The organism is Pseudomonas sp. W4I3 (assembly GCF_030816195.1).
In the GTDB taxonomy this organism is placed as follows: Bacteria; Pseudomonadota; Gammaproteobacteria; order Pseudomonadales; family Pseudomonadaceae; genus Aquipseudomonas.
Map to the genome: position 1 here is coordinate 5,381,786 of NZ_JAUSXS010000001.1, position 11,477 is coordinate 5,393,262.

10 protein-coding genes are annotated in these 11,477 nt (G+C 59.7%); 4 read left to right on the forward strand and 6 right to left on the reverse strand.

Going from position 1 to position 11,477, the window contains the following annotated elements; translation table 11 throughout:
• Positions 1–5 precede the first annotated feature (5 nt).
• The 4 genes from QF045_RS24490 (at position 6) to QF045_RS24505 (ending at position 3,735) form a co-directional block, all read left to right on the forward strand.
• Complete coding sequence (locus tag QF045_RS24490; RefSeq protein ID WP_306494399.1) at positions 6–1,382, forward strand: L-serine ammonia-lyase; 1,377 nt, start codon at positions 6–8, stop codon at positions 1,380–1,382.
• Positions 1,383–1,421: 39 nt separating this feature from the next.
• Positions 1,422–2,546 (forward strand): glycine cleavage system aminomethyltransferase GcvT, encoded by a 1,125-nt coding sequence (gene gcvT, locus QF045_RS24495; protein WP_306494400.1) that lies wholly within the window; start codon positions 1,422–1,424, stop codon positions 2,544–2,546.
• Between the two features lie 393 nt (positions 2,547–2,939).
• On the forward strand, positions 2,940–3,152 hold the full coding sequence (locus QF045_RS24500) for a cold-shock protein (protein WP_049711759.1): 213 nt from the start codon (positions 2,940–2,942) through the stop codon (positions 3,150–3,152).
• A 94-nt stretch (positions 3,153–3,246) separates the two neighbouring features.
• Positions 3,247–3,735 carry an RDD family protein gene (locus tag QF045_RS24505; RefSeq protein WP_306494401.1) on the forward strand — a complete coding sequence of 163 codons (489 nt, stop codon included), beginning with the start codon at positions 3,247–3,249 and terminating at the stop codon, positions 3,733–3,735.
• Between the two features lie 137 nt (positions 3,736–3,872).
• On the opposite strand, the gene nadA is transcribed toward QF045_RS24505, so the two are convergent.
• From nadA to QF045_RS24535, 6 genes are all read right to left on the reverse strand, one after another.
• On the reverse strand, positions 3,873–4,931 hold the full coding sequence (nadA, locus tag QF045_RS24510; RefSeq protein ID WP_306494402.1) for a quinolinate synthase NadA: 1,059 nt from the start codon (positions 4,929–4,931) through the stop codon (positions 3,873–3,875).
• Between the two features lie 261 nt (positions 4,932–5,192).
• Positions 5,193–5,660, reverse strand: coding sequence for an SRPBCC family protein (locus QF045_RS24515; RefSeq protein ID WP_306494403.1), 468 nt, complete (start codon positions 5,658–5,660; stop codon positions 5,193–5,195).
• A gap of 20 nt (positions 5,661–5,680) precedes the next feature.
• Positions 5,681–9,157 (reverse strand): amino acid adenylation domain-containing protein, encoded by a 3,477-nt coding sequence (locus tag QF045_RS24520; RefSeq protein WP_306494404.1) that lies wholly within the window; start codon positions 9,155–9,157, stop codon positions 5,681–5,683.
• 12 nt (positions 9,158–9,169) lie between these two features.
• Positions 9,170–10,099: a diiron oxygenase gene (locus QF045_RS24525; protein WP_306494405.1), complete on the reverse strand. Its 930-nt coding sequence runs from the start codon at positions 10,097–10,099 to the stop codon at positions 9,170–9,172.
• Positions 10,100–10,124: 25 nt separating this feature from the next.
• Positions 10,125–10,472 (reverse strand): DUF4437 domain-containing protein, encoded by a 348-nt coding sequence (locus QF045_RS24530; protein WP_306494406.1) that lies wholly within the window; start codon positions 10,470–10,472, stop codon positions 10,125–10,127.
• Positions 10,469–11,245 carry a DUF3050 domain-containing protein gene (locus tag QF045_RS24535; RefSeq protein WP_306494407.1) on the reverse strand — a complete coding sequence of 259 codons (777 nt, stop codon included), beginning with the start codon at positions 11,243–11,245 and terminating at the stop codon, positions 10,469–10,471. Before QF045_RS24535 ends, QF045_RS24530 begins: the two co-directional genes overlap by 4 nt.
• Between the last annotated feature and the right edge of the window lie 232 nt (positions 11,246–11,477).

An 11,477-nucleotide genomic window follows, 5' to 3' on the forward strand; every position in this document is an offset into this window, starting at 1 on the left:
CAACCATGTCCCTTAGCGTGTTCGACCTGTTCAAAATCGGCATCGGCCCCTCCAGTTCCCACACCGTCGGCCCGATGCGCGCCGCCGCTCGCTTCGTCGAGGGGCTCAAGCGTGACGACCTGCTGAGCACCACCCACAGCATCAGGGTGGAACTCTACGGTTCGCTGGGCGCCACCGGCAAAGGCCACGGCAGCGACAAAGCCGTGCTGCTGGGCCTGGAAGGCGAACACCCGGACACCGTGAATACCGAAACCGTGGCCGCGCGCCTTGCGCAGATGCGCAGTGACGGTCGCCTCAATCTGCTCGGCGAACACAGCATTGCGTTCAACGAGAAAGAACACCTGGCGATGATTCGCAAACCCCTCGCCTACCATCCCAACGGCATGATCTTTCGCGCCTTCGATGCCGCCGGTATCCAAGTGCGCAGCCGCGAGTATTACTCGGTCGGCGGTGGTTTCGTGGTGGATGAAGACGCGGCCGGCGCCGACCGGATTGTCGAGGACGCCACCCCACTGACCTTTCCGTTCAAGCACGCCAAAGACTTGCTCGGCCACTGCGCCACCTACGGGCTGTCCATCAGCCAGGTCATGCTGACCAATGAAAGCGCGTGGCGCCCGGAAGCGGAAACCCGCGCCGGCCTGCTGAAAATCTGGCAAGTCATGCAGGATTGCGTGGACGCCGGTTGTCGCAATGAAGGCATCCTGCCCGGTGGCCTGAAGGTCAAGCGTCGCGCCGCCGCGCTGCATCGGCAACTGTGCAAGCACCCCGAGTCGGCCCTGCGCGACCCGTTGTCGGTGCTCGACTGGGTCAACCTCTATGCGCTGGCGGTCAACGAAGAAAACGCCAACGGCGGGCGCGTGGTCACCGCGCCCACTAACGGTGCGGCCGGGATCATCCCCGCTGTGCTGCATTACTACATGCGCTTTATCCCCGGCGCGAACGAAGACGGCGTGGTGCGCTTTCTGCTCACCGCTGCCGCCATCGGCATTCTGTACAAGGAAAACGCTTCGATTTCCGGCGCTGAGGTCGGGTGCCAGGGCGAGGTCGGCGTGGCCTGTTCGATGGCCGCCGGCGCACTTTGCGAGGTGCTGGGCGGCAGCGTGTCACAAGTGGAAAACGCTGCCGAGATCGGCATGGAGCACAACCTCGGCCTGACCTGCGACCCGATTGGCGGGCTGGTGCAGGTGCCCTGCATCGAGCGCAATGCGATGGGCTCGGTCAAGGCGATCAACGCCGTGCGCATGGCCTTGCGCGGCGATGGGCAGCACTTTGTGTCCCTCGACAAAGTGATCCGCACCATGCGCCAGACCGGCGCCGATATGAAGAGCAAATACAAGGAAACCGCCCGCGGCGGTTTGGCCGTCAACATTATCGAGTGCTGACGCCTAACCGCGCGCCGGCACGTTTTTCAGGAGCTGAACATGTCCACCGAAACCCTGTTGAAAACCCCATTGCACGCCCTGCACCTCGAACTGGGCGCGCGCATGGTGCCCTTCGCCGGCTACGACATGCCGGTGCAGTACCCGCTCGGTGTAATGAAGGAACACTTGCACACCCGTGAACAGGCCGGGTTGTTCGATGTATCACACATGGGCCAGATCCGCCTGACCGGCGCCAATGCCGCCAAGGCCCTGGAAACCCTGGTGCCGGTCGACATCATTGACCTGCCGGTGGGCATGCAGCGCTACGCGATGTTCACCAATGACCAGGGCGGCATTCTCGACGACCTGATGGTGGCCAACCTGGGCAACGACGAACTGTTCCTGGTGGTCAATGCCGCCTGCAAGGATCAGGACCTGGCCCATTTGCGCGCGCACATCGGTGAGCAGTGCAGCATCGAGCCGCTGTTCGAAGAACGCGCACTGCTGGCCCTGCAAGGCCCGGCGGCGGTGAAGGTGTTGGCGCGCCTGGCACCTGAAGTGACCAAGATGACCTTCATGCAGTTCGCCTCCCTGCGCCTGCTGGATGTGGACTGCTACGTCAGCCGCTCCGGCTACACCGGTGAGGACGGTTTTGAAATCTCCGTACCGGCTGGAAATGCCGAAAGCCTGGCCCGCAGCCTGCTGGCCGAGGCCGAAGTACAGGCGATCGGCCTGGGCGCTCGCGACTCCCTGCGCCTGGAAGCCGGCCTGTGCCTGTATGGCCACGACATGAACACCGACACCACGCCGATTGAAGCCAGCCTGTTGTGGGCGATTTCCAAGGCCCGGCGTGCCGATGGCGCGCGAGCCGGCGGCTTCCCGGGCGCCGACCGGATTTTCACCCAACAGCAAGCCGGCGTGAGCCGCAAGCGCGTTGGTCTGCTGCCGCAGGAACGCACCCCGGTGCGCGAAGGCGCGGAAATTGTCGATGAGCACGGTACGGTCATCGGCAGCGTGTGCAGCGGAGGCTTTGGCCCAACCCTGGGCGGGCCGCTGGCGATGGGCTACCTGGACAGTGCGTTTGTCGCACTGGATACCGAAGTTGCTGCGCTGGTGCGTGGGAAAAAAGTGCCATTACGTGTAAGTAAAATGCCATTCGTGCCGCAACGTTACTTCCGCGGCTGATTGACCGTTTCCATAAGTAACGCGGTTGCGTTACGTGCACTAAACTGTAACGCAACCGCCATATAACAGTGCACGCCTCATAGTCACTGTTAGTGAAATACGCCTATAACAAGTGATCGAGACTATCGAATAAGGCCGTTCACAATACTTCAAAGAAGTTCCGTCAGCCCGAGCAAACACGGGCTTTTTGGCGGGGCTTGTTTTTGTCATATTAGTTGGCGTAGAGTTTGCCCACTGTGTTTGCATGGGTCGCTTGGAACCTGGACCTGGGCAGTAGCTGAAGTAGTAATGCTACAACCCGTTCGACGTCTCTTACTTTCCTGCAACCCAGCCCAGTGCTCTTTCATGTGAAAGGGGCTGTCATTAATTTTTAGCGTCAAAGGAAAGAAGAAAATGGCTGATCGTCAGAGCGGTACCGTCAAGTGGTTCAACGACGAAAAAGGGTTTGGTTTTATCACGCCGGAAAGCGGTCCGGATCTGTTCGTGCATTTCCGCGCTATTCAGGGCAACGGCTTCAAGAGCCTGAAAGAAGGCCAGAAAGTGACCTTCGTTGCTGTGCAAGGCCAGAAAGGCATGCAGGCTGACGAAGTACACGCAGAAGGCTGATCCTTACTGCGACAAAAAGCCCCTGATATGACATCAGGGGCTTTTTTATGCCCGCTATTCCGTAAACTGCAGTTTTTGTCCAGAGAGCCCTGCCATGTCCAAACCCCTGCTAAGTCCCCAAGGCGAATTTCCCGCCGTTGGCCTGGGTCGTCGCCTGGCAGCGATGTTCTATGATTTCCTTTTATGCACCGCGCTGCTGATCGTCACCGCGTTTATCTATAAGTTGATCTGGATCGCCTTCGTCGGCGAAGCGAAGATGCGCACGCTCACCGAATCCGGCGCGCTGGACGGTGATCCGCTGCTGTCGACTATTCTGTTGTTCGTGCTGTTTGGGTTCTTCGCCAAGTTCTGGACCCATTCCGGGCAGACCCTGGGTATGCAGGTGTGGGGCGTACGCGTGCAAAACGCCGACGGCTCGCGCATCAGCCTGTGGCAGGCGCTGTTGCGCTTTGTGGTGTCGATCGCGTCGTGGCTGTGCGTGGGGCTGGGGTTTATCTGGTCGCTGTTCGATAAGCACAAGCGCAGCTGGCATGACATCTATTCGGACACGCAGTTGGTGCGGATCCCAAAGCAGAAGAAATAATCCCCTGCCCAGTGAAGATCAAAATGTGGGAGGGGGCTTGCTCCCGATAGCGGTGTGACAGTCACCCGATACATTGACTGATCCACCGCTATCGGGAGCAAGCCCCCTCCCACATGTTTTACCCAGCCAGTCTCAGGTCAGGCGTTGCCGGCCAGCTTGAGACGTGCAGCCTGGGTGAAGTCCAGCATGCGCTTGAGCGGGCGTACCGCATGCGGGATTACCGACGGCTCGACGAAGATCTCATTACTGCCCTCGCGCAAGCATTGCAACGTGCGCTCCAGGGTATTCATCGCCATCCACGGGCAGTGCGCGCAACTGCGGCACGCGGCGCCGTTGCCCGCGGTCGGCGCTTCGATAAAGACTTTGTCCGGGCACAGCTGCTGCATCTTGTAGAAGATGCCGCGGTCGGTGGCGACGATGAAGGTCTTGTTCGGCAAGCGCTGCGCAGCGGCAATCAGCTGGCTGGTGGAGCCCACGGCGTCCGCCAGTTCGATCACCGAGGTCGGCGACTCCGGGTGCACCAGGATCGCAGCGTCCGGGTACAGCGCCTTCATGTCTTCCAACTGCTTGGACTTGAACTCTTCGTGGACGATGCAGGCACCGTCCCACAGCAACATGTCGGCACCGGTCTGGCGCTGGATGTAAGTGCCCAAGTGTTTGTCCGGGCCCCAGATAATCGTCTCGCCGTTATCCATCAGGCTTTCGACGATCTCCAGTGCGCAACTGGACGTCACCACCCAGTCGGCACGGGCTTTGACCGCCGCCGAGGTGTTGGCGTAGACCACCACGGTACGCTCGGGATGCTGGTCACAGAACGCGGAGAACTCATCCACCGGGCAACCCAGATCCAGGGAGCAGGTGGCTTCCAGGGTCGGCATCAGGACGCGTTTTTCAGGGGTGAGGATTTTTGCGGTTTCGCCCATGAACCGCACCCCCGCCACCAGCACGGTCTTGGCCGGGTGAGCGGCGCCGAAGCGCGCCATTTCCAGGGAGTCGGAAACGCAGCCGCCGGTTTCTTCGGCCAGGGCCTGAATCACCGGGTCGCAGTAGAAGTGGGCGACCAGCACCGCGTCCTGCGCTTTGAGCTCGGCGGCGATGGCGGCGCGCAAGCTCGCTTCCTCATCGGCGCTCAGGGCCTTGGGCTGCTTGGCGTCGAGGTGGGCTTGAACCAGTAGGCGTTCGGAGATATGCGTCATGTTCGCAAGACCTGCAGGCGCAGTAGCGCGAAAATCGAGTGTACCACCGGCTCTGGAGCCCTTCGGGCGCCGCCGGACGAAGTGTGTGTATTCATCAAGCACGGGTAACGGTGAGGCTGCGCAAGGCTACAGAATATCGAATCGATTCAAAAGCCTAATCTGGCAGTGCGAGGGCATTTTGCGGGGGGATGACGGCGGGGTTGGAGCCCCCGCGAAGACCTTCCATAGAAAGGTGTTCGCGGGGCTGTGCAACGGGGTGCGTCAGGCGAACAGCTTCTGCACGTTGCTCATCGCATCCTCGGCGAACCCTTGCAGGAATGCCTCGAACGCCGGCACGTCTTCCGGGCCACCGGTATAAGGCTGGCCAATGATGGTCCAGGTTGCCAGGCTTTGATTGGCGCCCTGCGGCACCACTTCCATGACGGCCCACAGGTTGCCGATATTCAGCGACGTGTAAATCAGCGACCAGGTCATGGTCATGCCTTCGTTGTCATGACTGTTGAGTTGCTCGATCACCACGTTGCCGTCCTTGAACAGCTTCTTGCGCACCGAGCGAACGCCCTCCCCTGTCATCTCAATGTGCGACAACGCCGGAATAAACTTCGCGAAACCGGAAAAGTCACCGACGATATTCCACACACTGCGCGCATCGCCATTGACGGTGACGCTGGCAACCACAGGGTTGCCCACGGGGTTGCGCACCAGGGTATCGGGTTCAAAATGTTGCATGAGACAGCTCCTTTTTTTGCTCAGATGAAATCGATTTGCTTGAGGTAGTCGCAGCCTTTTTGCAGCAGCGCACTGTTCTTGGCCGGGTAGTCTTCACCCATGCTACGGATGCCTGAGAGCGCATTGCGGTACTCGATCATCGAGATATCGCCAATGTCTTCCTCAAACCCATTGAGGTAAAAGCCAACGACACCGAACAACGCGTTGTCACTGTCGATCGCCGACAAGCGCTGCTGCCATTGTGTCACCGGGACCATCTGGAAATCGTGACCAGCGGCGCGAAACGCCTCCAGGTAATGCGTCCAGCTCAAGGGCAGCGGGTTGTGCAGGTTGAAGACCGCCTTGGCGCGGTTATGCCGGCTGGCGTGGAAGGCAATGAACCGAGCAAGGAAGTCCACCGGCATCAGGTCGAAGTTCAGCGCCAGCTCAGGCACTTCCTTAAGCTGCAATGAGCCTTTGAGCATCAGCATCAACCGGTTCTGATGCGGTTGGCACACACCGGTACGCGTATTGAAGGCAATGTTGCCCGGACGATACAGGTTGACCCATACACCCGACTCACTGGCGTTCCACAAGATGCGCTCGGCCACCCATTTGGACAGGTTGTAGCCATTGCGGATGTAGATCGGCGGCGTGAACGCCGGCGGTTCTTCCAACACGCGCCCCTGCTCATCCACCGTGCTGGAGGCGGACAAGGTGGAAATGAAATTGAACACCTTCTTGCTGCGCCCTTCACACAACTGCAGGCATTCCAGTACGGGCGTGACGTTGTCCTTGACCAGCGACTCGTAGTCGAGCACGTGGTTGACGTTGGCCGCGTTGTAGATCAACACGCCGTATTCACGGTCCAGCCATTCGTAATCCGCTTGCGACAGCCCCAGCCGAGGCTGGCTGATATCTGCCGCCAACACCTTTACCCGACTCAGGTCCAGGTGTTCGAGACGGTTCTGAATCAACGCCTGTTCGAAACGCTGCTGGGCACTCATCCCCGCCGATTCGCGCACCAGGCATGCCACTTCAGTGCTGCCCAGCTCCAGCAGCGCCTCAACGATATGCACACCCAGAAACCCGTTGGAACCGGTGACGATAACCTTGTGCAGGTTGCCCAGGCGGCTGATCGGCAACACGTCCAGCTCAGGCCTGAGCATCGCGTCACGCAATGCCTGGGGGCTGACCGTGGCGGTGGCCTCGACGTCCTGGTCGATCAGATTGGCGAGGTTGATCAGGGTAGGTTGTTCAATAAAACGGTTGATCGACACGCCCTTGCCGAACGTCTCGCGAATGCCCATCAGCATTTGCGACAGCAGGATCGAGTGGCCGCCGAGGTTGAAGAAGCTGTCATCCACGGAGATGTCGGCGCCGGGCATGTCGAGCAGTGTCGACCACAGCCCGAGCAGGCTTTCCTGGGTAGGGTTCTGCGGTGCCTGACGTGGTCCCTGGGTTTTGTAATTGACGGGTAGATTCTTCAGGGCCGTGCGGTCGACTTTACCGTTGGCCGTGGCCGGCAGGCGTTCCAGCAGGCAGTAAGCGCTGGGGCGCATGTAATCGGGCAAATGCGTGAGCGCGTAGGCCTGCAGCTGTTCGCTGGCGGCGTGACCGTCACCGCCCTGGGGCTGGGAGAAAAACGCCAGGATGCGCCGCTGTTGATCGATCACGACCGCCAACTGACGAAACAACTGGCTCGATTGCAGCAAGTGTTCGATTTCTTCCGGCTCGACACGAAAACCACGAATCTTTACCTGGTTATCCAGGCGCCCGATGATCTGGATGCCGTCTTGGGTCCAGCGCGCCAGATCCCCGGTGCGGTACAACCGCAACAGCTGGCCATCGGGCAATTCATGCAGGCGGTACCGTTCGGCCGTCATTTGCACGGCGTCCAGATAACCCAGGCCCACCCCCGGCCCGGCGATGTGGATCTCACCACTGCCACTTTGCCCTACCGGCAAGCCGTCTTCGTCGAGCAGGTAGATCGCGGTATTGGCGATCGGCACGCCGAGGTTGCGATTATTGTCGCCGGGCTGGAAGGTGCGGCATGTGGCAAGTACGGTCGTTTCCGTGGGCCCATAAATGTTATGCAGTTGGCAGTGGTCCACCAGTTGCTCGATGACATGGGGCTCGCACACATCCCCGCCCGTCACCAGATGGCGCATGCCGTACAGCGATTCGAGCGGGAGAATGCTGAGCAAGGCCGGTGGCAGGAAGGCGTGAGTCACCTGCTCCTGCTCAATCAGCTCGGCCAGCGCCACAGGGTCGCGGCGCTGGTCCTCGGTGGGTACGATCAACTCGGCGCCCTGGATCAGCGTCGGGAAAATGTCGAGCAGCGAGGCATCGAAGTTGATGGTGGAAAACTGCAAGGCGCGGCTGTCACGGTCCAGTTCCACGTAGCGGGCATACCACGCGCAGAAGTGACTCAGGTTGTCGACCGTCAGCAATACGCCCTTGGGTTGACCGGTGGTGCCCGAGGTGTAGATCGCTACACAGGGTGCCGCCCCTGCCAGCGGCACGCGCAGCAGGCTCTGATCTGGCGCGAGGGCCACGCGGCTGTAACCTTTGGCGCCATGGTGGAAGAAATCCAGATGGCCGATGTCCAGGGTCGTCAGGCCCGGGAGCGGGTTGCTGGCTTCGGTGTCCTGGATCAGCAAGCTGGCGTTGGCATGTTTGAGGATCGCGCCACGACGCTCCGCCGGATGGTTCGGGTCCAGGGGCAGGTACACGGCGCCACAGCCGATCACCGCCAGGATCGCGGCATACAGCGCCGTGCCCTTGGGCAACGAGATGCCGACCACGGTCAGCCCCCCGGCCTGCGCTTGCAGCAAAGGCTGCAGACGTTCCTGAATCGCCACGCTGTAGGCGTGCAGTTGAGCGTAGGACATGCCGTGCCCGTCGACTTTCAAGGCACTGCGCTCGGCGTTGGCCAGCAGGCTGTCGGCCAGACGCTGTACGAAGGGTTGCCGGGCTTCCTGCAGCACCCCGATGTTGGCAGTGGCATTGTGACGATGCTGCCAGGCCAGCCGATCCAGCGCGATCAGGCTCAACAGGCTGTCGGCAGACTTCACCGGCTCACGCGGCGCCTCGAGATAGTCGGCGCTGCGCGAGTAGCGGCCAATGTGCACACTGGCCAACTCGACCATTTGCGCGATGGCTTCCTGCGCCCGGTCGGCCCCGTTGCCGGACGCGTCGGCGCCGACTTCACGGCGCCCCAGCGTCATCCAATCACCCTCCCCCGCGCACCAAAGGCACTCAAGTTGCAAGGGCGCGAACACATCGGCGGCATCGTCGGACCGCATCCGCAAAGACAGACGGTGACCTGTCGGATAGTCAGGGAACCGTGTCGTGCTGGCGTCATCGATCAACAGGTCCGGCGCCGCCAACCGGCGCAGCTCATTGGCGTTATCAGTGGGCAACAGATGCGTCGTGTGCCCCATCTGCTCCAGCTCTTGCGTCAGGCAGGCGAGCGCATGGCTGCGCCCGCACAGAACGATATCAAGATGTCTCATTGAAGTTCTCCTCTAGCGCAGATAATCGGCGAGCGCTTCCTGCATGCAGGGAGCGTCGAGCATGGCGCTGTGTTTGAAGAATCGAACGATGTTGCCCACCAGCGGATGCGTCGGCGTGATCGGAAAACTCATGCCTTCGACTTCCTCACGCAACGCCGCCTTGACGGAGACGCTCACCGGCAACTGCTCGATCAAGGCAAAATCGAACCCCTGCTGGATCTCGTTGGTCAGGTACTCGGCGAGGAACACCGGCATGATCGCGGCCAGCGAGCGCTTGTCTTCCTCGCTCGCGGTGCGCCAATAAATGCGTGTCAAGTTGGCCCAGAAGCCGGAGTGCCTTCCCTCGTCCGCCAAGTGGTCTGCCATCAACCCCTTGACCGACGCTTTCACCGAGTCGTCCCGGGCAAATGCCGCAACATCGTTGGTCAGGGTGTTTTCGGCAATCGCAACGCAGATCAGCTCCACAGCCGCTTTAAGGTGCTCGGGCGCCATTGCCAGTGCCTTGGGAATCGAACGGCTGAGTTCGATTTCCGCGGGCAAGTTAATGGGTTCGATCCCGGTCAGTTCGATGGTCTGTTGCATGTAGTCCATCGCCACCAGCGCGTGGTAGTCCTCGTCGACCACCACGGTCATCGCGTCATACCGACAGGCAAACGGGAAGCGGATGGCGAAGTTGTCCTTCGCAATACTTCGGGCCGTTTTATCGACGATTTCCGTTTCGAAAATCACCACGTCGTTAATGAACTTGTACAAACTCTGAACGAGCACGAAGTGCTGCAAGTGAGCACACTCGCGAATAAACGTTGCACCCATCACCAGCGGTTGGCGACTGATCGGGAATATTAACTTTCCATCATCTTCCAATCGACGCCTTGGCCGCGTACGAATCGTCGCCCGCTCCTCCCAAGACTCGGAAAATGATTGATATTCTTCAGCTCTCATGAATCGTTCCCTTTGTTCATGATGGTCAGTAATAGTGCACTTCAAACAACAGGCAACCGTCTTTTGAATTGAACGGCCCGTGCTCGGTGTGCGCTGCCCTGAAGAAGTAACCGCCATCACGGTAGGTTTTCTCGGGACGCTCTTTACTGGCTAACTCTGTCTGGTCGCCTTCAATCAAATACACTTCTTCGTGATAATCATGTGTATAGATTTCACGGGTGCCGCCGCCCGGATGGAAGCGCACCAGTCGCGTGCGAATCCCGGTTTTAGTGACAGGGTCCAAGGTGTCCTTGAATACCGTCAGGGTGATACCGCGCTCGGATGTCACCTCGACCCATTGGGCCTGGTCAGCTTCAATGACTTCTACGTTCATGCCACGCACTCACTGACATTTTCGCGCATGGCCACGCGCAAGTTGTCCCACAGCGCCAGGCGACTTTGCACCGCAGCGATGGCCGACTCATAGACTTCTTCCTGGCGCTGGGCATCACCGTTGACCAGCCGCGCGAGCAGGCTTTCGGCGGCCGGGCCGTGATCTTCGGAGTCGACTTCAATATGGCGTTGCAGGTAGTAGCGGAACGTCGGTGCGTCGTCGGCAGTGATGTCCCAGTCATCGAGAATGCGTTGGAACATCTCTGGAATGACGCTCTCACGCCCATGCAGAAACGCGGCGGCGACACTGTGCGTCGACGCATTGATTGCAGTTTCGATGGTATCGGTCACAAAGGCGGAAGCCGCCAGGCCTGCGTCGCAACGGCTCAAGGCGGTCTGCAGATCGACCCCTTCACGCATCAGTTTGACGAAGAATTCGATCTTGTCGGTGCTGGCGCCAACTTCACGCATGGCATGCAGATAGAGTTCGAAGTGGCTGTAGTGACCGCCCTGCAGGTTTTGGTCAGACTCTTCGCCGAGGATGATTTCGTTGATCAGGTGAGCGGCCGCCGGGTCCAGTGGAGGCAGCCATGGCAGGCGAGTACAGGTCAGGTCCTGTTGCAGGCGCTTGGCCAGGGACATGAAATCCCACACGGCAAAGACATGGGTTTCCATAAAGGCGCGCAAGACAGGCAATGAATTGATTTCAGCAAATATCCGATGATTGCCCAGTTCCGTTTTCTTTGCATTCAATAGCGACTTTTTATCTTCCATGATGCTCTCCTTATCAGGCTTAGTTGCGCCCCGGCGACTCGACATATACCCACTTGCCTTATTTCAGGCATGAGCAGGCTTATCTCGCCATTACCGGCCAGCACGCGATACATTTCAATTAGATTACAGGGTGATACTTCGTTGGCCCGAGAGGTCAGCCGCCGAAGCAAGACGAAACTTAGAGGAAGTTCATTATGATCAGCAAGTGTTTTCTTGAAAAATAATACAAATT

Bases quoted from the DNA above. Each gene is read 5' to 3' on its own strand.
- QF045_RS24490 (WP_306494399.1), top strand. From the start codon at position 6: ATGTCCCTTAGCGTGTTCGACCTGTTCAAAATCGGCATCGGCCCCTCC.
- gcvT (WP_306494400.1), top strand. From the start codon at position 1,422: ATGTCCACCGAAACCCTGTTGAAAACCCCATTGCACGCCCTGCACCTC.
- QF045_RS24500 (WP_049711759.1), top strand. From the start codon at position 2,940: ATGGCTGATCGTCAGAGCGGTACCGTCAAGTGGTTCAACGACGAAAAA.
- QF045_RS24505 (WP_306494401.1), top strand. From the start codon at position 3,247: ATGTCCAAACCCCTGCTAAGTCCCCAAGGCGAATTTCCCGCCGTTGGC.
- nadA (WP_306494402.1), bottom strand. From the start codon at position 4,931: ATGACGCATATCTCCGAACGCCTACTGGTTCAAGCCCACCTCGACGCC.
- QF045_RS24515 (WP_306494403.1), bottom strand. From the start codon at position 5,660: ATGCAACATTTTGAACCCGATACCCTGGTGCGCAACCCCGTGGGCAAC.
- QF045_RS24520 (WP_306494404.1), bottom strand. From the start codon at position 9,157: ATGAGACATCTTGATATCGTTCTGTGCGGGCGCAGCCATGCGCTCGCC.
- QF045_RS24525 (WP_306494405.1), bottom strand. From the start codon at position 10,099: ATGAGAGCTGAAGAATATCAATCATTTTCCGAGTCTTGGGAGGAGCGG.
- QF045_RS24530 (WP_306494406.1), bottom strand. From the start codon at position 10,472: ATGAACGTAGAAGTCATTGAAGCTGACCAGGCCCAATGGGTCGAGGTG.
- QF045_RS24535 (WP_306494407.1), bottom strand. From the start codon at position 11,245: ATGGAAGATAAAAAGTCGCTATTGAATGCAAAGAAAACGGAACTGGGC.